General features: G+C 64.2%; 19 protein-coding genes. 7 read left to right on the top strand and 12 right to left on the bottom strand.

All coding sequences use genetic code 11. The annotated features are described in order from the left end of the window. Nucleotides 1-57: 57 nt before the first annotated feature. The 4 genes from xseB to rnd all read right to left on the bottom strand — a co-directional run bounded on the left by xseB (nt 58) and on the right by rnd (nt 3685). Nucleotides 58-315, bottom strand: coding sequence for an exodeoxyribonuclease VII small subunit (gene xseB, locus LQE90_RS09360; protein WP_114566889.1), 258 nt, complete (start codon nt 313-315; stop codon nt 58-60). Next, on the bottom strand, nt 312-1682 hold the full coding sequence (gene xseA, locus LQE90_RS09355; RefSeq protein WP_216529530.1) for an exodeoxyribonuclease VII large subunit: 1371 nt from the start codon (nt 1680-1682) through the stop codon (nt 312-314). Before xseA ends, xseB begins: the two co-directional genes overlap by 4 nt. A 9-nt stretch (nt 1683-1691) precedes the next feature. Next, the gene (locus LQE90_RS09350; protein ID WP_216529529.1) at nt 1692-2354 is read right to left on the bottom strand and encodes a zinc metallopeptidase; all 663 of its coding nucleotides are present in this window, start codon (nt 2352-2354) and stop codon (nt 1692-1694) included. Nucleotides 2355-2539: 185 nt separating this feature from the next. Further along, nucleotides 2540-3685 (bottom strand): ribonuclease D, encoded by a 1146-nt coding sequence (gene rnd / locus LQE90_RS09345; protein WP_216529528.1) that lies wholly within the window; start codon nt 3683-3685, stop codon nt 2540-2542. A gap of 70 nt (nt 3686-3755) precedes the next feature. Between rnd and LQE90_RS09340 the strand changes: the two genes are divergently transcribed. Then, on the top strand, nt 3756-4664 hold the full coding sequence (locus LQE90_RS09340) for a diacylglycerol/lipid kinase family protein (RefSeq protein ID WP_114566893.1): 909 nt from the start codon (nt 3756-3758) through the stop codon (nt 4662-4664). A gap of 481 nt (nt 4665-5145) precedes the next feature. Here the strand turns inward: LQE90_RS09340 and LQE90_RS09335 are convergent, their stop codons facing one another. Further along, a complete protein-coding gene (locus tag LQE90_RS09335; RefSeq protein ID WP_216529527.1) occupies nt 5146-6258 on the bottom strand; it encodes a TerC family protein in 1113 nt (370 codons plus the stop codon). Between the two features lie 307 nt (nt 6259-6565). On the opposite strand from LQE90_RS09335, the gene LQE90_RS09330 reads away from it, so the two are divergent. The 6 genes from LQE90_RS09330 to LQE90_RS09305 all read left to right on the top strand — a co-directional run bounded on the left by LQE90_RS09330 (nt 6566) and on the right by LQE90_RS09305 (nt 12443). Further along, a complete protein-coding gene (locus LQE90_RS09330; RefSeq protein WP_216529526.1) occupies nt 6566-7357 on the top strand; it encodes a teichoic acid transporter in 792 nt (263 codons plus the stop codon). A gap of 211 nt (nt 7358-7568) precedes the next feature. After that, nucleotides 7569-8177 (top strand): 4Fe-4S dicluster domain-containing protein, encoded by a 609-nt coding sequence (locus LQE90_RS09325; protein WP_216529525.1) that lies wholly within the window; start codon nt 7569-7571, stop codon nt 8175-8177. An 87-nt stretch (nt 8178-8264) separates the two neighbouring features. Then, nucleotides 8265-10823, top strand: a complete 2559-nt coding sequence (gene napA / locus LQE90_RS09320; RefSeq protein WP_216529524.1) for a nitrate reductase catalytic subunit NapA — start codon at nt 8265-8267, stop codon at nt 10821-10823. Between the two features lie 5 nt (nt 10824-10828). Further along, on the top strand, nt 10829-11161 hold the full coding sequence (locus LQE90_RS09315) for a hypothetical protein (protein ID WP_114566898.1): 333 nt from the start codon (nt 10829-10831) through the stop codon (nt 11159-11161). A gap of 131 nt (nt 11162-11292) precedes the next feature. After that, on the top strand, nt 11293-11550 hold the full coding sequence (locus LQE90_RS09310; RefSeq protein ID WP_114566899.1) for a chaperone NapD: 258 nt from the start codon (nt 11293-11295) through the stop codon (nt 11548-11550). Beyond that, the gene (locus tag LQE90_RS09305; protein WP_216529523.1) at nt 11547-12443 is read left to right on the top strand and encodes a 4Fe-4S binding protein; all 897 of its coding nucleotides are present in this window, start codon (nt 11547-11549) and stop codon (nt 12441-12443) included. The genes LQE90_RS09310 and LQE90_RS09305 overlap by 4 nt, the downstream gene beginning before the upstream one ends. Before the next feature lie 50 nt (nt 12444-12493). Here LQE90_RS09305 and LQE90_RS09300 read toward each other — a convergent pair whose 3' ends face one another. The 7 genes from LQE90_RS09300 to thiS form a co-directional block, all read right to left on the bottom strand. Further along, complete coding sequence (locus LQE90_RS09300; protein WP_123191546.1) at nt 12494-13138, bottom strand: response regulator transcription factor; 645 nt, start codon at nt 13136-13138, stop codon at nt 12494-12496. Beyond that, nucleotides 13135-14340 carry a GAF domain-containing sensor histidine kinase gene (locus tag LQE90_RS09295; protein ID WP_225749062.1) on the bottom strand — a complete coding sequence of 402 codons (1206 nt, stop codon included), beginning with the start codon at nt 14338-14340 and terminating at the stop codon, nt 13135-13137. Before LQE90_RS09295 ends, LQE90_RS09300 begins: the two co-directional genes overlap by 4 nt. A gap of 99 nt (nt 14341-14439) precedes the next feature. Next, the gene (locus LQE90_RS09290; protein ID WP_216529521.1) at nt 14440-15030 is read right to left on the bottom strand and encodes a thiamine phosphate synthase; all 591 of its coding nucleotides are present in this window, start codon (nt 15028-15030) and stop codon (nt 14440-14442) included. A gap of 1 nt (nt 15031) precedes the next feature. After that, nucleotides 15032-16303: a 2-iminoacetate synthase ThiH gene (gene thiH, locus LQE90_RS09285; protein WP_231088275.1), complete on the bottom strand. Its 1272-nt coding sequence runs from the start codon at nt 16301-16303 to the stop codon at nt 15032-15034. Between the two features lie 8 nt (nt 16304-16311). Next, nucleotides 16312-17085 carry a thiazole synthase gene (locus LQE90_RS09280; RefSeq protein WP_114566904.1) on the bottom strand — a complete coding sequence of 258 codons (774 nt, stop codon included), beginning with the start codon at nt 17083-17085 and terminating at the stop codon, nt 16312-16314. A gap of 75 nt (nt 17086-17160) precedes the next feature. Next, nucleotides 17161-17787: a sulfur carrier protein ThiS adenylyltransferase ThiF gene (gene thiF, locus LQE90_RS09275; protein ID WP_216529520.1), complete on the bottom strand. Its 627-nt coding sequence runs from the start codon at nt 17785-17787 to the stop codon at nt 17161-17163. Next, nucleotides 17787-17984 (bottom strand): sulfur carrier protein ThiS, encoded by a 198-nt coding sequence (gene thiS / locus LQE90_RS09270; RefSeq protein WP_216529519.1) that lies wholly within the window; start codon nt 17982-17984, stop codon nt 17787-17789. The genes thiF and thiS overlap by 1 nt, the downstream gene beginning before the upstream one ends. Between the last annotated feature and the right edge of the window lie 150 nt (nt 17985-18134).

Genomic DNA, 18134 nt, shown 5'->3' with positions numbered 1-18134 from the left:
AAGATCCTTGGAACAAAGCGACGGTCTTGCGGACCCCACCCCGAGCGCAGGAACGCATCAGGACAGGCTGGTGTCGCGCGCGCCGTCGTCGGTGTCGGCCACGAGCTCGCCCATGAGCACGTCCACCTTTTGCTGCGCCTCGGTCAAACGGCCCTGCAAAGCGCGCAGAAGCGACACGCCGCGCTCGTAGCTTCGCAGGCTGTCCTCCAGCTCGAGCGAATTGCTCTCCAAAACGCCTACGATGCCGTCCAACTCCGCCATGGCCTCGCGAAACGACAGCTCCTCGATGGGCTTCGGTTCGGTATTCTCCATCATGACACGTCCTCCCAAACTACGACTTCGGTATCGATTCGATGCGTGTTCTCCACGCGGCAAGCAAGCACGCCGTCGAACACCGACACGTCCACCAGCGAGCCGACGGGCGCAGCTTCCACGCTTTTCACCACGCCGCCCTCGGCGGTGCGCGCGATGGCGTAGCCGCGACCCAGCACGGCAAGCGGCGAAAGGTCGTTCAAGCGGGCAGCGGCAAGACCGGCCTGCTGCTCGAACCGCGCAACAACCGCATTGCCCGCAAGGGCAAGCCGATCGCGTTCGCGCGCAAGGTGTTCGCGATCGCGCGCCACGTTCTGCGGAAGGACGCGCGCAAGGCGTTCGCGCTGACGCTCCAATCGCTCTTGATCGCGCTCGAGGTTCGCGGGGATGGCGCGGAACAAGCGCTCCGCAGCCATGTCAAGCCCTTGCGCCTCGGCCGCGAACAGCAGGTTCGCATCGCGCAGCACGGGCCGGGTCGCAATGCGTCGCACCTCGGCCGTCGCTCGCTCCACGGCGCGCCCGGCGCTCGCGGCAAGCGATCGCGAACGAGCCTCGAGCACATGCTCCAAGCTTTCGCGCGCCGGGCTTACCGCTTCCGCGGCAGCCGTGGGCGTAGAGGCGCGCACGTCGGCGACCATGTCCGCAATGGACGTGTCGGGCTCGTGCCCGATGCCGGTCACCACGGGCACGGGGCATTTCGAGATCGCCCGCGCAAGCCCTTCGTCGTTGAACGGCATGAGGTCTTCGAACGACCCGCCGCCGCGCACCACGAGGATCACCTCGGCGCCCGCGCGCAGCACGCAGCGCATGCCCTCGACGATATCCTCCGGCGCGCGCGGACCTTCCACCGGAACACCCGCCAAAACGACGCGCGCTACGGGAAAGCGGCGCCGCAGCGTGCGCAGCACGTCATGGACGGCCGCGCCGCGCGGTGAGGTTACCAGGCCGATCGTCAGGGGAAACGCCGGAACAGGCTGCTTGCGCTCCGGCCGCATGAGCCCTTCGGCCTCCAGCTTGCGCGCCAGGTTCGCCACCTGCAAGCGCAGGTTGCCCTCGCCCGCCAGCGCCACGGAGAACACGTCGAAGTTCATGCGCCCCTTCGCTGCGTACAGCGTGAAGCGACCGGTCAACTCCACCAGCTGCCCCACGCTCAACTGCACGCCGGACGCCTGGTAGCGATTGACCCACATCATGCAGGGCAGAGCGGCGCTCTTGTCCTTGACGGTGAAGTACACCGCCTTGTAGCCCGGCTTGTTGGAAAGCTCGGACACTTCGCCCACAAGCCGCACCGTCACGCCTTCGAGCGCGCTTTTCGCAAGCGACATCGCGGCGGAAACGGAAAGCGCCGCCGATTTTTCCTGTTCGTCCATGGATCGACGCTATTCCTGGCGCTGGCTCAGCAGCCACAGAAGCTGCAGGACGGAGGTGAGGGCGGCCGCCACGTAGGTGAGCGCGCATGCGCGCAGCACGCTGAACGAGCCCGCCTGTTCGGACTGCGGCAGCGCAGCGGTGTTCATGTACACCATGGCCCGCTTGGAGGCATCGAACTCAACCGGCAGCGTGACCAGCTGGAACAGCACCACAGCACCGTACATGACGATGGCGAGCGTCTGCATGCCCATGCTCTGCATGAAAATGCCCAGCATCAGCAAGAAGATCCACGCGTTCGAAGCCAAGTTCACCACGGGCACCAGAGCGCCGCGGATCTTCATGGGCGCGTAGCCCTGCGCGAACTGGTACGCATGGCCCACCTCGTGGCAAGCGGTAGCCGTGGCGGTGATGGAACGTCCGTCGTACGAATCGGGGCCCAGCGTCACCGAGTTCGTGCGCGGGTCGAAGAAGTCCTGGCCGGGACCGCCCCGATGCACCTCGACGCCCGTGATGCCGTAGTACTGCAGCATGCGGCGCGCGGTTTCAGCGCCGGTCAGGCCCGTGGAAATGGGCACATGCGTGTACTTCTTCAGCTGAGAATTGACGTACCACGTGGCGAAGCCGCCGATGGCAAGCGTAACGACGATCAAGAGGATATACGATGTGCTCAACTCGAAACACTCCTTCGAAGGGGTAGCTTCCGCGGCCGCTCCGGCCGCTGCATCTCTTACCCTTTCAGTATACAAGACCCAGAAATCACGCTGAAAACAAGCCGAAAAGCTATGTGAAATCACCAAACGTCCGTCACCGTTTCGTGAACTGCAAGATGCGGGGCCGAGCCCCGCAAAGCAGGCGCTTACGCGATGCGGTCCACCTTGAGATCGCCCCCGTCGAGCCTGAGCGACAGCTTGCCCTCCAAAAGCTCCAAAAGCTCCTCGCCCACGAGCGAGCGACGCCATCCGCGCAAAAGGTCGATGTTGTCGCGATAGCCGCGCGCGACCCGCGCAAGGTCGTCGTGGCTCGCCAAGGTGGGAAACGCCACGCCGCTCTCCTTCGCACGCAAGCGCACGACAGCCGTCATCATATCAACCTGCGCGTCGACGTTCGGCTCGTTCTTGCTGCACCGATCGACGTCAGGCCAGGAATCAGGCGGTGCGTCCAGCGCGGATCCCATGAGCGAAACCACCGCGCGCGCCTCGCGCGTCGACAGCTTGTCGGACATGCCGCGCACCATGAACAATTCGTCGATGGAACGCGCCTCGCGCTTGCACGCTTCGACGATCTGCTCGTCGGTGATCACCCATTTGCGCGGCACGTCGCGGCGCTGGGCCTCCAGCTCGCGCCAGGCTGCCACCTCGCGCGCCGCCGAAAGCTGGCGCCGCGACAGCTGCGAGACCCGCTTGAGGCGGCGATAGCGGCTGCGCTCGTCAGTCGCGTACTTGGCCGGGTCGCTCATCTCCTTGAAGTCGCGATCGAGCCACGAAAGCCTGCCCTTTCGGTCGAGCTGCGCGCGCATGCGCGCGTACATGCGCGGCAAGTACAGCACGTCGTCGGCCGCGTATTCCAACTGGGATTCGGACAAGGGCCGACGCGACCAATCGGTGAACGAGTCGATCTTCTTGAGCGTGACGCCGCATTCCGTCCCCACCAGCGCGGCGTAGCCGATCTGCTGCGTGTGGCCCAGAAGGGCTGCCGCCACCTGCGTGTCGAAAATCGGCCGCGGCAGCACGCCCACTTCGCGCAAAAGAATCTCCAGATCCTGAGAACCCGCATGGAACAGCTTTACGACACTTTCATTTTCCAGCACCGGCTTCAGTGCGCCCAGATCGCCGACGGAGAACGGATCCACGATAACGGCTTCGTCGTCGGTGGCCAGCTGAATAAGGCACAGCTTGGCGTAGTAGGTTTTCTCACGAAGAAACTCCGTATCGATCGCCAGGACGCTCGAACGCATGGCGCGCTCGACGAACGCCACGAGGTTTTCTTGGTTTGCTATGTACACCGGGGGTTCCTTACCTTGTGTTTCACGCTCTATGTTGTACCATGCCATCATAGCAACTGAAAGGGAATCTGTGAAACTGCTCGTCATCAACAATCTCTCGTCCGGGTTCGGAGACGGCTCCGTATACGACTTCATCCGCTCCGCCGTCCAAGACGGAGACGAGGTATGCGTCCGCTCAACCGACGGAACGACCCCCGTGAGCGCGCTGCTCGACGACGCCGCATCCTACGACGCCGTGGTTGCAAGCGGCGGCGACGGCACGGTGGCGACGGTCAACTATCTGCTGGCGAACACGGGCGTGCCCGTTTTGCCGTTTCCCGCGGGAACCGCGAACCTGCTTGCGCTGAACCTCTCCTCGCCTCTTGAGCCGCACGCCTTGGCGAAGATGGTCCGGGAAATGCGCACCCTCGACTTCGACATGGGCGAAATCGAGGTGGCCGACAAGCGGTTCGGCTTCGGCATCATGGCCGGAGCAGGCTACGACGCCGCCATCATGCACGGCGCCGAACCTGCAAAGCGCCTGTTCGGACCTATGGCTTATCTTTCGGCGGCCATCGCGAACCCGCTGCCGCAAACGTCGCGCTTCACCATCGAGCTGGATGGGGAAACCGTGCAAAGCGAGGGCGTGGGCATCCTTTTGGTAAACTTCTCCCGCATCCAATTCGACATCGCCGTCACGCACGAGAACAAGCCGCGCGACGGCGTGTTCGACGTAGTGGTGCTCAAAGCGCAGAACGCCTTCGAGCTGATTCCGGCGCTGTTGGCGGGAATCCTGGATCGAGGGGGCGATTTTCCCGATCGAACGGGCGCCCTGGAAATCCACCGCGCGCGCACGGTGCGCGTAGAGGCCGATCCGCCCATGGAAGTGCAGTACGACGGCGAAGCCACCCGCCTCACGACCCCCTTCAGCGCGCGCATGATGCCGCATGCGGCACGCCTCATCGTGTCGGAAGAAGGCTACAACCAGTTCGCGGAATAGCTGCTTCGCGCCTTGCGCTTATCGGCTTCGACGCGCTTCCGCGCCAGCATCGGGGACGTTTTCCCCGCAACCTCACGAACCTTGCACCCCGTTGCGAACCCCGCAACCCCCGTGAACCTCACGAACCCTGCACCCCCGCAAACCTCGGCCGCGTGTCAAAACGGACGAGTTTTGCGGGGGTTTTTGCGCTTTCGCCCGAAGGTTGTGCGCCGAGGTTTTTTATCGTCCCAGGTCACAGAGTCGACGATTGCTTTTATTCTCGTTTGAGGACCAGCAAAACTCGTCCGTTTTGACACGCACGGCAACGTGCACCCGGCATCGCATCCGCCAGCGCAGCAACATCCACCCGGCGGCACACCCGCCAGCACAGCAACATCCACCCGGCATCGCTCGCGCCAGCGCGACGGCGCGCGCAAAACGGCCGTGCAGCTTGCTGCAGCTGCACGGCCGTTCGTCAGCGAACCATCGGGAAGGGGCAGCCCTACTTGTCCTTCGGCACCTCGTAGGTGGGATCGTCGCCGGAAACGTCCTCCACCTTCGCGCCTATCTCCAAAGGCTGGCTGAACGATTCCCCGGCCGCGGCAGAACCGGCCATCAGCTCTTTGAACGATGCGGCGTCCTCGCCCACCATCGGCATCATCACGTACACGTTGTTGCCGATGATCACCGGACGGACGCGATCGGCAACGGCGTCGCGCGCCGCGTCGGCCGGCTTGCCGGAGGCCACGTCGGCAGCCGCCTCGCGCTTGAGCTCTTCAAGCATCTCGGTGCGCACGTTTTCGATCTGAGCTGCCGTCTCGTTCTTCCAGCGCTCCTTGCGCCACGCAAGGAAGTTCGCGTTGTAGCGCATCTGGATAAGCTCGAGCACGATGCAGAACACCATGGCGAAGTACACGATCAGCTTCTCAAGCGGCATGTGCAGAAGCTCGATGCCCGTATGGAAGCCGGCGCTGTCGATGACGAGCAACCCGCCGATAGCCACGATGAACGTGAGCGCGAGCATCTTCATCTCGGGATGACCGTTGATGAAGTTGGAGATGGGGTCGATAAAGATCATCATCAAGAACACGGCCGACATGACTGCGATGATCATGATGATAAGGTGGTCGGCCATGCCCACCGCCGTGATGACCGAGTCGATGGAGAACACCAAGTCCATGACCATGATGGTGCCCACGGCCTGCGGCAGCGCGATGCGGTGCAGCGCCTTGTGCTCTTCGCAATGCTCGGCCTTGACCTCGGTGAGCTTGAGCGTATCGCGCAGCTCGGCGATGCCCTTGTAGATCAAGTACCCGCCGCCGATCAGCAGAACCAGGTCGCGCACGGAGAATCCGTGGGTGTAGGGGCCCAGGTCGACCGTGAACAAAGGCTCGGTCATGTGCACGAGGAACGAGGCGAAGCACAGAAACACGATGCGCATGACGAGCGCGCCGGCAAGGCCGAGCTTGCGACCGATGTGCTGCTTGTCCTCGGGCAGGCGGTTCGTCGTAATGGAGATGAACACCAGGTTGTCCACGCCCAGCACGATCTCCAGGAAAATGAGGCTGACCAAGCTGATCCAAGCCTCGGGTGATGCGAAGATTGAAAGATCCACGGGTTGATTGCTCCTTCTGCTGCTTCTTCGGTTGCTCGTCTTTTCCCGGGGAAGGCGCAGCTCACAAAAAAAGACTCATGGCGCGGCTGCAGATGCATGCGAACCGCGCCATGAGTCTCGTTAATTAAGACACGCCAGACCTTTCGGCCATGATGTTGAACGTGTCGCATGCGCGCTAAAGCCGCATGCCAACTACTCCCCCACGGGCGGATCGTATCCTAACACGAGGTTCCCACGTCGGCAATGCTATACTACGCAATGCACAAAATCATCCCGGACGAACCCGAGACCTCCTGCAGGAGATGCCATGCAGTTCAATTTCTTCAACAAGCGCAACGACTACGTCGAAAGCGACGGCCCCGTCCGCTACCTGGACGCCAGCGGCCTTCAACGCCCGCTCGACATGCCGCGCTCCCAACTGGCCATCATGGGCCTGTTCGTGGCGGCAGCTGCCGTCATCGGCGGATTCATGCTGTTCAACGTGCTTGACGAGGTGCAGGGCAAAGCGGCCCGCGCCCAGGCGAGCGTCGAACAGAACCTGGCTCGCGAAGTTACGTACGACCTGCCGGTTTTGCCCTCCGTCATCCAAAACGGCGACAACGCCAGCATCAAGCAGGGATTCGTGGACGCCGGCGCAACCATCTACGACACCACGAGCGAAGAGGAAGCCGCCGCCGGCAACATGGACATCATCAAGCTGCCCTCCAACGTGAGCGAGCTTGACGCGGGTGTCCTGTACAGCAAGGGCGTAGCGAACCTGAGCGCCGCCGAAGCCGCGCTGCTGCTGAACGGGTCGTGGACCCTCGAGGTCGACCGCAGCGAAGGCGTTTCCATGCGCGTCACGTACGCGGACTTCACGTCGGGAACCGTGGAAGCGGCCGTGCAGGCGGCCATCGCCTCCGAAGGATTCGACCCGGCCACCACCCCCGAGGGCGGCGCGGGCGTCGACGAGGTGGGCAACACCTTCCAAACCGGCACCGTCGACGTAGGGGGCACCGTCTACACCTGGAAGGTGTCCGCCATCGCGCTTTCCAGCGTCTACGACATCTCCGGCCTGCCCGACACCGCCGTGTACGTCGGCGTACGACTCACGCTGTAGCAGACAAACCGCAGGAAGACGGGGTCATCGACCCCGTCTTTTTCGATGCCGGGCTTCGTTTTCCCGTTTCGCCCTTCCCTAATATCCTCGCAAAAGAATAGAAGAAAACCCTCGCAACAAGGCGGGTTTATCCCCTCCTTGCACTCGGACATACCCCGATAGGCACCGCGCCCGTTCAAGCGCATGATACAGGGTACGAGGAGGGGATTTCATGAAACTATCGAGCGTCATAGCGGGCGCATCGGCCGCCATCGTGGCCTTCCAGGCAGTTGCCTACGCCTCTCGCGGCGAGTCCAGCTTGCTGCGCCCTCCGGGAGCGCAGGGCGAATCCGATTTCATGGCGCGCTGCATCAAATGCGGCAAGTGCATCGAAGCGTGCCCGTACCAAGCGCTCAAGCCCGCAGGCAACGAAGCCGGCATGGCCGTCGGCACGCCGCGCATCGACGCACGCGACCAGGCATGCCGCCTTTGCGAAGACTTCCCCTGCGTCGACGCCTGCCCCACCGGCGCGCTGCGCGACGTATCCGCGCGCTCCGACGTGCGCATGGGCGTAGCCGTCGTCGACGAGGAAGGCTGCATCGCGTTTCAAGGCATGCGCTGCGAGGTGTGCTACCGCGCCTGCCCCCTTATCGACCAGGCTATCGTCATCGACTACCGCATGCGCGAAGGCGACGCCATCCACACGCTGTTCGCCCCCGTCATCGACGAGGACGCGTGCGTCGGCTGCGGGCTGTGCGTCGAGCGCTGCGTGGTCAGCGAGCCGACCGTGCCCATCCGCATCGCGACCGATGCGGAACGCGCGCGAGGCAATCCGCAGTAACGAAGCTGCGAACGAGGTTTCACACCGTCCGGACGGCGGTTGAGGACACGAATGCAACGGGAGAGAAACGGGAGAAGGAGGGATGTCATGGACATCTCAAGACGAGGGTTCGTCAAAGCCACGGCCGTAGCGCTGGCAAGCGCCGCGGCGGCGGGCACCATGTCGTCGCTCGTTGGATGCGGCAGCAACCAGCAGGGAGCGTCTTCGGGCGAGGGGCAGAAATTCACGTCGGTGTGCCGTTTCTGCGGCTGCGGCTGCGGGGTCATCTGCGAAGTGAAGGACAACAAGCTGGTGTCGGTGACGGGAGACCCGGACAACCAGTCCAACAAGGGCCTCAACTGCGTCAAGGGCTACTATCTGGCAAAGATCCTGTACGGGGACGACCGTCTGACCGTGCCGCTTATCCGCGACGACAAGTCCACGAAGGGCACCGACGACGGCCTGCGCGAAGCCACCTGGGACGAGGCGCTCGAACTGGTGGCGGGCAAGCTCAAGGACACCTGGAAGAAGGACAAGAGCCGCCTGGCGTTCTGGGGATCGGGCCAGCAGCCCATCACGGAAGGCTACGCCACCGCCAAGTTCTGGAAGGCCGGCCTGCTGTCCAACAACATCGACCCGAACGCGCGCCTGTGCATGGCCAGCGCCGTGGTCGGCTTCATGAACGTGTTCCAGACCGACGAGCCGGCCGGCAGCTACAGCGACCTGGACGAAGCCGACGTGTTCGTCACCTGGGGCGCCAACATGGCCGAGGCCCATCCCATGCTGTACTCGCGCCTGACCGCGCGCAAGCTCTCGGGTACCAACGTGAAGCACTACGACCTGACCACGCTCAAGACGCGCACGAGCGCAAGCGCCGACAAGGTCATGGTCTTCAAGCCCAACACCGACCTGGCCATTGCCAACTGCATCGCCAACTACCTGGTGCAGAACAAGAAGTACGACGAAGCCTTCGTCAACGACCACTTGCAGTTCAAACAGGGAACCGAGAACATCGGCAACGCCATCGACGACGGATACGATGCCAGCGACGTCGGCAAATCGGTAGACAAGGTGGAGCCCATCACATTCGAGGAGTACGCCGCGCGTCTGGAGCCCTATACCCTCGAGTACACCGCGCAGCTGTCCGGCGTAGCCGCCGAGGACCTCAAAGAGCTGGCCGAGGTGTTCGCCGACCCGAACAAGAAGGTCATGTCGCTGTGGACCATGGGCGTGAACCAGCACAACCGCGGCACGTGGATGAACCACAACATCTACAACGTCCACCTGCTGTCGGGCAAGATCGCGCAGCCCGGCAACGGCCCCTTCTCGCTGACCGGTCAGCCCACCGCCTGCGGCACCGCGCGCGAAGTGGGCACCTTCAGCCACCGCCTGCCCGCCGACCTGCTGGTGGCCAACGCGCAGCATCGTCGTTACACCGAAGTCATCTGGAACCTGCCTGAGGGCTATCTGGACGAAATCCAGAAGCCGGGCTTCCACACGGTCAAGATCTTCCGTGAAATGTCCAAGGGCAACATAGACTTCCTGTGGTCCGCGCACAACAACTGGGCCGTTTCCATGCCGAACCTCACCCGCTTCTTGGGCAAGAGCGACAAGACGGGCGTCATGGACACGTTCGTCGTGGTGAACGAGGTCTACCCCACCCTGTCCACGAAATACGCCGACGTGGTGCTCCCCGTGGCCATGTGGGTGGAGCGCGAAGGCCAGTTCGGCAACGCCGAGCGCCGCACCGCCGTGTTCGAGAAGGCCGTCGACCCGCCGGGCGAGGCGAAGTGGGACCTGTGGGTCATCATGGAGGTGGCGCGCCGCGTGCTCGACGGCGAGAAGATCGACGGGCAGGATGCGTTCGACCGCCTGTTCGGCGATATCTACGACAAGAGCGCCGCTGATTTCAAGGGCGATTCGCGCGAAACGAACCGCGCCATCTGGGAAGAGTACCGCACGTTCTCGAACCCCGATCTGAACGAGAAGGCCCAGGCCATCAACAACGACGTCGACGGGAAGTTCGAAGCCAAGCTGAAGATGGAGAACAAGCAGCTTGCACCCTACGACGAATACCTGACGCATCACGGCCTGACCTGGCCCGTGCGCGAGGTGAACGGCACGTGGCTGCCCACGAAGTGGCGCTTCTCCACCGGCAAGCAGGAGGACGGCTTCGACGAGGTGGGCGTGGCCCAGTACGGCAAGGAAGGCCTGGCCGGCGGCGTGAGCTTCTACAAGTCCGCCAAGATGAAGCCCTCCGTGGTGTTTCGCCCCTACGAACCGCCCGCGGAAGAGCCGGACAAGGAGTACCCGTTCGTGTTCTGCACGGGCCGCCTGCTGGAGCATTGGCACACCGGATCGATGACGCGGCGCGTGCCCGAGCTGGATCGCGCGCTTCCCGAGGCGCTGCTCAACATGAGCCCGGAGGACTGCGCGAAGATGGACATCAAGGACGGCGATATGGTCAAGGTGAAGTCGCGCTTCGGAGAGTTCGAGATCAAGGTGTCGACGGCTGGACGCACCGAGCCTCCCGCCGGTACGGTGTTCGCGCCCTTCTTCGCGGAGGAAACGCTGATCAACCTGGCCGTGCAGGATACGTACTGCCCGCTGTCCAAAGAGCCCGACTACAAGAAGACCTGCGTGTCCATCACGAAGGTAGAGAGGTGAAACCGATGAAGAAGAAAGCTATCGCCACCGCCCTCGTGCTGACCATGGCCCTTGGCGCAGGCGCGCTTGCCGGGTGCGCGACCGAGCGCGCAGGCTACACCGGAAACGACGACATCCCGCCGGGAGCGGCGCCGCTTATGCCGCCCACGCACGTCGGACGCGCGGACAACCTGGGAGCAGCCGGCTGTTACGGCTGCCACGGCGCGAACGATCTGGCGAACCCCATGCTGAACGGGGCAACCGCTCTGCCCGACGACCACTACAAAGACGGCAACGTGGAAACGAAGCAGATCGAACCCACGCGCGAGCAGTGCATCACCTGCCATCCGCAGGGGTAGCGCGCGCGTCGAAACGGCTTGCCCATCCCCGCGTCTGCACATTGCCATGAGCAGACGCATTCCCTCCCCGCCCGCCTCCCCTGTTGAGGGGAGGCGGGCACCGGAAGGACAAAACGAGTAAGGAGAGCACCATGGTCATCTCGAGCCTGGTCATCGAAACGGCGCCCGCGCGGACCGAAGACGTCGCGCGCGAGCTTGACCTGCGCGAAGGCGTGGAGGTTCACGAAGTGAACGGGTACAAGATCGTCGTCACCATCGAGGCCGAAACGGTCGACGCGTCGCATGCCGTCGCAAGCGGGTTCATCGGCATCGAAGGCGTCACCGGCATCAACCTGGTGTACGCGAACTTCGAGGACGACCCCACGCTTGCCAAGGTCGGATCGCGATGAGCGACGCACGGACCGCATCGCGCGGGTTTCGCTGGACGTGGCTGCGCCGCAGCGCGCAGGTGGGCGCCCTCGTGCTGTTCGCGTTGCCGCTGATCGCAGCCGGATGGGGTCTTTTCGGCCTGTTCGCCGGAGGCGAGGAAGCGGTCCCCGCGCCCGCGCAGCTGCCGTTCTTCGGGAGCCTGTCGTCGTCCTCGATCTTCGGCATCGAAGTGCTCGACCCGTTCGCCATGCTCCAAACCATAGCGGCGTCGAAGACCTTCGCGCTTGACTGGCTGTTGGCCGCCTTGCCCGTTCTTGTATTGTACGGCCTGATCAGAGGCAGGGCATTCTGCGGATGGATATGTCCCGTGAACCTGGTGCTCGAGCTGGTCGACGCCCTGCGCCGCAAGCTCGGCATCGAAGTGCGCGAGGCGCCCGTGCCCCGGCGCGCGAAGCTGTGGATAGCCCTGGCCGTGCTTGCGCTGTCCGCCGTCACGAGCATTCCGGTGTTCGAAGCGTTCTCGCCCATCAGCGCGATCAACAAGGGCATCCTGTTCGGTGCCGTTACGGGCCTATGGGTGCTGGGCGCCATCGTGTTGGCGGAGCTGTTCTGGGGGCATCGCGTATGGTGTCGCTCGCTCTGTCCGCTTGGCGGCTTTTACCAAGCCGTCGGGCGCGCAGGCCAGGTGAACGTACGCCTCGACCACGCAGCCTGCATCCACTGCGACGCCTGCAAGAACGCCTGCCTGTGCGACCCCGCCATATTGGAGCCCGTCTTGGCCGAGCGCGACGTCATCGTGCGCGCGGGCGACTGCATGGCCTGCGGATCGTGCATCGACGCCTGCCCGACGCGCGCGCTCTCGTTTTGCGTGGGCCGCAGCGCAAAGCCCGCGCGCCCGAACGCCGAAGCATAGGGCGCGCACCGCATGCGGGACCGCCCAGACGGCCCCGCCGCGCTTTCGCGCTACACGTTGAGCAGCTTGTGCCTGAGCGCGTAATCCACCAGGTCGGCACGGGTCTTCAAACCCAGCTTCTGGTAAATCTTCGAACGGTGCGCCTCGATGGTCTTCACGGAAAGGTATATCTGCTCCGAGATTTCCTTGTTCGTGAAGCCCTTGGCCAAAAGCTGAAGCACCTCCAGCTCCCGATTCGAGAGCTGCTGATAGGATCGGTCTTCTTCCTCTCCACCTTTGACCAGCTGTTTCGTAAGAAGCGCCGTCATCTTCGGATGAATGTAGCTGCCCCCTTCAGCCACGGCATGCACCGCCGCAAGCAGTTCTTCGGAGCTTGAGTTCTTCAGCACGTAGCCTGCCGCGCCGCCGCGCAAGGTGTAGAACAGGTACTCCGGCTCGGCGAACATCGTCAAGATGATCACCTTGGTGCACGGAAAATCCTTCGTGATCTTCTCGCACGCAACCAGCCCGCTTTGCCCCGGAGGCATCGAGATGTCCATGAGCAGGATGTCGGGCTTTTCGCGCGCGACGATGGCGTACGCCTGCGCGCCGTCCGCCGCTTCCGCCACTACCTTGAGGTCGGGGTCTTGCTCCAGGATCATCTTGAACCCGGCGCGCACCACCTCGTGATCGTCCGCAAGCATGACACGTATCATGCGTCCACCTCCTTGCCCTCGACAATGTTCATCGGCGAAACGAGCGTGACCTTCGTGCCGTTCGGACCCGACTCCATGGTCAGCATCGCGCCGATGATGCTCGCACGCTCCCGCATACCGGAAAGTCCGCAGCCGCTCCCCTTGATCACGGGCCGTTCGGTATCGAAACCGCAGCCGTGGTCGATGACGGACACATGCAGCCATCCGTCGGAATCTTCCAACGTCACGTATATCTTATCGGCCTCGGAATACTTGCAGGCGTTGAGTATGGCCTCTTGGCAGATACGGTACGCCTGCGTCTCGAGCGCTTGATCGAACCGGCTGCGCGACAACGACCCCTCGAACACGATCTCGGTGCCGTACGTTTTCTCGTACACCGACGCTTGGGAGTGCAGCGCCGCCATGAACCCCAAATGATCAAGGGTTGAAGGGCGCAGCTCGACCGATATGTTGTGCAGCTCGTCCAAAATGCGCCCGATGTTGTTGTTGGCCGACGCCAGCACTTCCGCGCCCGCCTGGTCGACGTGCCCTTCCAGCAGCTTGAGCGAGAACGAGACGGTCAGCAGCTCCTGGGCGATGCCGTCGTGCAGCTCGCGCGATATGCGCTTTCGCTCGTCCTCCTGCGCCGCGATCACGCGCGACAGGTCCGAGCGCACGAAAATAGGGTTGTGCTGCGTATCGACGCGCTTCTCCGCCGCAATGCTCTCGAAGTCCATGAAGTCGGTCGAGACCACGTCCATCCCAAGAAGGGAGCCGTCCAGATTCAGGATCAAGTCTCGGTACACCTCTTGATGATGGTCGCTCACCGAGCGAAACGCCGTCAGCAGCACGGCGACCACGCGCCCCTTTCTGGTCAGGGGAAGCGCGCAGAAGCTGCGCAGGTCCTCGGCGAACACGATCGGGTACGACGAGTACTCGCGCGGATCGATCTCCTCGTCGATGTCCGTGAACATCATGGGCTTGCCCGCTTTGATGGTGATGCCGCCTATGCCGTGGCCGGGCGCCAGCACGATGCGCCGATGGCGCTCGCCTGTCGCACCGGCGCTGTACACCCATTTCAGGGGCGCGCCGATGAACGCCGTCAAGCCCAGCGAAACGAAATCGAAGCCGTACGAACGCTTGATGTCCTCGACCAGGCGCGCGTACTCCGCGCACGTGCCCGCCAGTTCGCATTCGCTGAAATTCGATGCCCCCACGCGCATCCCCCGTCCACCCTGCACGCAAACGTTACATTCAGCGTTTCATTATCCCCTACTTTGCCGGGAATTGCACGGACGCTCCCGTCGGATGCGCCCGACTCGTCAGCGACGAGCGTAGTCGGCCATACGACATGCGCCCGCCGCCCCGCAGGCGCGTACGACCTGCTCGTTTTCATCCGTTATGCCCCCGAGCGCCAGCACCGGGATCCGGGCCCGCTCGACCACGTCCCGCAGAAACGAAGCGCCGCCGAACGGCGCGCCCGGCTTGCACGAAGGAGCGAACACGGGACTTGCTATCAGCAGGTCGGCGCCGAGCGCTTCGGCTTCGCTCACTTCCGCCGCCGCATGCACGTTGGTCCCCACGCACGAAAAGCCTGCGGGGCGGCCTTGCTTGCGCAGAAGCGGCAGCGGCAGATGGACGGCCGAACAGCCCATGCGACGCGCGACGTCGATCTGCGTATGGGCCGCAAACGCCATTCCGGCGCGGGCGCACGCCGCGGACACGTCTTGCGCGAGCGCTTCGTACTCTTTCGCGCCCAGGTCTTTCTCGCGCAGGATGACCAGATCGACGCAGCCCTTCAGCAACGCCACGTGATCTGCGAGAGGCCGGGCGCACGAGCGCCTGTCCGTGACGAATGCCCGCACGAAAGCCCCGCTGGCAAGAACGTCCGCAAGCTCGATGGAAGGCCGCATCTCACACCCGCACGTAATCGTTCGCAACCGGCTCCAAGCCGTGCGCGCGCAGAGCCGCCGAAACGGTCTTCACGTCGCGGTCGTCCGCTATCTCGAACTGATCGTCGCCCGCCGACGCAGCATGCTCGTCTTCGGCAGCGGCGTGCTCGCCGACGCCCGTCGACACGCCGGCGGATATCTTCGTTGCCGCAATGCCCATGACCCGATCGCGGAACCCCTGCCGCTCGCGCGACGATATGGTTATGCCCGCCTGGGGCAGGAACAGGCGGTACGCGCACATGACCTGCAAAAGCCTGCGCTCGCCCACGCCGCGCGAGCCCAAGTTCTCGTTGCCCGCGATAGGCCGCAGGCGCGGACAGGAAAGCGAGAGCTCCGCCGCCGGGTACGCGCGTTGCAGAAGCCATGCGTGCATCCCGCACGCGAACGCGTCGCGCCGCGCATCGCCCAATCCCAGAAGCGCGCCGAAGGCCACGCCTCGCATACCCGCGCGCAGCGCGCGCTCCTGGGCGTTCGCGCGATACGGGAACACGCGCTTGCGTCCGGCTCGGTGCAGCTTGCCGTACAGAGCGGGATCGTAGGTTTCCTGGAACACGGTCACGTAGTCCGCGCCGCTTCGATGCAGCAGCGCGTACTCGTCCTCGTTCAGCGGGTACACCTCCACGCCTACCGTGCGGAAGCGCTCCGACGCAAGCCGGCACGCTTCGGCGATGTAGGCGGGGTCGGTGCGTTCGCGATCCTCCCCCGTGAGCAGCAGGACGTCCTCCAAGCCGGTTTCGGCGATAGCGTCAAGCTCGCGCACGATGCCGCGCTGGTCGAGCTGGGCGCGGCAGATGTCGTTTTTGCGATTGAACCCGCAGTACACGCAGTGGTTGTCGCAATAGTTCGCCAGATACAGCGGGGTGAACAGGTACGCCGTGCTGCCGAACCAGCGACGGCGGACGCGTTGGGCGGCGGCGGCCATCTCCTCCAAAAACGGCTCGGCTGCCGGAGAAAGCAGCGCCCCGAAGTCTTCAGGGGAAAGCCGCTCGGTCGCCAAGGCGCGGCGGACGTCGGCGGCGGTCACGGATGCGAAATCGAAGGCGGACGCCCGCTCGAGCACTTCTGAGATGACCGGGGAGTCAAGCACATCCATGTCGGGAAGGTACGAAAGCGGGTCGATGCCGCAATCGCGCGCAACGTCCGACGGATCGGCCGCCTGCGCGCGCGAAAAGCCAGGGGCCTTCCAGCCAGGTTCGCCCCATGCGGGCGCGTTCAAGCGTTGTTCGTCTTGCACGGCGCCCCCTAATCCGCCAGGAACCCGGTCAAAGGCGACGAGGCCTCGGCACGCTCGAGCACGCGCCCGAATCCCGCGCGGTACGCCGCGCGCCCCGCTTCGACCGCATGCTTGAACGCAGCGGCCATGAGCGCGACGTCGCCGGCGGTTGCCACAGCCGTGTTCGCCATGACGGCGGCGGCCCCCAGCTCCATGGCTTCGCACGCCTGTGAAGGGCGCCCGATGCCGGCGTCCACGATAACGGGCACGTCCACTTCGTCGATGATGATCTTGATGAAATCGCGCGCGGCAAGCCCCTTGTTCGAGCCGATGGGAGCGCCCAGCGGCATCACCGCGGCCGCGCCGGCGCTCACCAGGTCGCGCGCCGTGGTAAGGTCGGGAAACATGTAGGGAAGCACGACGAAGCCCTCGTTCGCCAAAAGCTCCGTAGCGCGCACCGTTTCGGCATTGTCGGGCATGAGGTACGCCGCATCGCGGATGACCTCGACCTTGACGAAATCCCCGCAGCCCATGGCGCGCGCCAGGCGAGCGATGCGCACGGCTTCCTCGGCCGTGCGCGCGCCCGACGTGTTCGGCAGCAGCGTCACCCCTTCCGGAATGGCGTCCAGGATGTTGTCTTCCTGTCCCGTGTTGGCGCGACGGACCGCCAGCGTCACCATCTGGGCGCCGGCGTCGCGCACCGCAGCCTCCACCAGATCGAGGTTGAACTTCCCCGATCCCAAAATGAAGCGAGACGTGAACGTGCGCCCTCCAAGCGACCATGCATCAGGTTCGTACCCCATAGACGTTTCCTTCCCAATCGCGTCGAAGCGCGCAGCTTGACGCAGTGCACGTTTCTTGTTTCTCTATCTCTTCGACTATTCCTCAAACCCCAACGCCAAGCGTACGACCACCAAAGCCTGCTGTGCGGCGCACAAGGCCACGCGCGGCGCGTACAGCGCCGCATCGGCGACGTCGGACGAGCCGTCCCCGCAGACGTACAGCCTTCTGCCCGCCCGCCGCGTGACCATCCGATCAGCCGGACCTGCGCCCGCCATGCCGCTTCCCGCCACCACGATCGTGTCCGGAGTTTCGCCGAGCAGGGCGTTCACCAGGGCCGCCTTGCACTCCGCAACGTCGAACGCTTCGCACACGATGCGTTCGCGCTCGAATATCCGCGCAGCGTTCGTCGCGTCGACCCGCACGCAATCGATATCGACCTCGATGCGCGGATCGATGCGCGCAAGCTGCTCGGCAAGCGCTTCGGTCTTCGGACGGCCCAGGTGCTCGCGAAAGTAATGCTGCCTGTTCAGGTTGCTTTCGTCCACCACGTCGAAATCGACCAGATGAAGCGCGCCGACGCCCGATCGCGCCAGCATGACCGCGATGTTCGATCCCAGGCCGCCAAGGCCCGCAACGCCCACGCGCGCCTGCCGAAGCCGCTCGCGCGCATCCGAGCCGATGCGCGCCGCCAGCGCGTCCTCTCCCGTTTGCCGCGCGTCCATCAGCCGCCCCCGACGAACCGCACCACTTCGAGCGCGTCATCGGGCCCGAGGATAGCCGTCGCGTACGCATCGGGCGACACGATGGCCTCGTTCAGCTCGCAGGCAACCCGCCGTGCGTCGAACCCGTCGAGCAACAAGACGTCGGCAAGCGACATGCCGTCGACGTCTTGTCGCTGCGTACCGTTCACTTGCGCCATTCGCTCCCCTTTCTTTTCCCGGTCGTCATCAGTCCAAGACGCAAAAAAGCGCGTACGAAGAGAACCGCACCCGAGGTGGTGCGCCCCTTCGTACGCGCTTGCGTAGTCTGAGAACGTAGGATAGCGAAAGAACGACGCTCGCGCAATGCC

This window comes from Paraeggerthella hominis, assembly GCF_021044775.1.
Taxonomy (GTDB): Bacteria; Actinomycetota; Coriobacteriia; order Coriobacteriales; family Eggerthellaceae; genus Paraeggerthella; species Paraeggerthella hominis.
This window is presented reverse-complemented; position numbering and strand designations above follow the sequence as displayed.

What these genes read in the sequence shown, in the direction of transcription:
- thiF (WP_216529520.1), bottom strand. Translation starts at nt 17,787, where the DNA reads ATGGACGCGCGGCAAACGGGAGAGGACGCGCTGGCGGCGCGCATCGGC.
- LQE90_RS09325 (WP_216529525.1), top strand. Translation starts at nt 7,569, where the DNA reads ATGAAACTATCGAGCGTCATAGCGGGCGCATCGGCCGCCATCGTGGCC.
- LQE90_RS09290 (WP_216529521.1), bottom strand. Translation starts at nt 15,030, where the DNA reads ATGCGGCCTTCCATCGAGCTTGCGGACGTTCTTGCCAGCGGGGCTTTC.
- LQE90_RS09330 (WP_216529526.1), top strand. Translation starts at nt 6,566, where the DNA reads ATGCAGTTCAATTTCTTCAACAAGCGCAACGACTACGTCGAAAGCGAC.
- xseB (WP_114566889.1), bottom strand. Translation starts at nt 315, where the DNA reads ATGATGGAGAATACCGAACCGAAGCCCATCGAGGAGCTGTCGTTTCGC.
- LQE90_RS09315 (WP_114566898.1), top strand. Translation starts at nt 10,829, where the DNA reads ATGAAGAAGAAAGCTATCGCCACCGCCCTCGTGCTGACCATGGCCCTT.
- thiS (WP_216529519.1), bottom strand. Translation starts at nt 17,984, where the DNA reads ATGGCGCAAGTGAACGGTACGCAGCGACAAGACGTCGACGGCATGTCG.
- LQE90_RS09280 (WP_114566904.1), bottom strand. Translation starts at nt 17,085, where the DNA reads ATGGGGTACGAACCTGATGCATGGTCGCTTGGAGGGCGCACGTTCACG.
- LQE90_RS09300 (WP_123191546.1), bottom strand. Translation starts at nt 13,138, where the DNA reads ATGATACGTGTCATGCTTGCGGACGATCACGAGGTGGTGCGCGCCGGG.
- LQE90_RS09295 (WP_225749062.1), bottom strand. Translation starts at nt 14,340, where the DNA reads ATGCGCGTGGGGGCATCGAATTTCAGCGAATGCGAACTGGCGGGCACG.
- napA (WP_216529524.1), top strand. Translation starts at nt 8,265, where the DNA reads ATGGACATCTCAAGACGAGGGTTCGTCAAAGCCACGGCCGTAGCGCTG.
- LQE90_RS09310 (WP_114566899.1), top strand. Translation starts at nt 11,293, where the DNA reads ATGGTCATCTCGAGCCTGGTCATCGAAACGGCGCCCGCGCGGACCGAA.
- LQE90_RS09305 (WP_216529523.1), top strand. Translation starts at nt 11,547, where the DNA reads ATGAGCGACGCACGGACCGCATCGCGCGGGTTTCGCTGGACGTGGCTG.
- xseA (WP_216529530.1), bottom strand. Translation starts at nt 1,682, where the DNA reads ATGGACGAACAGGAAAAATCGGCGGCGCTTTCCGTTTCCGCCGCGATG.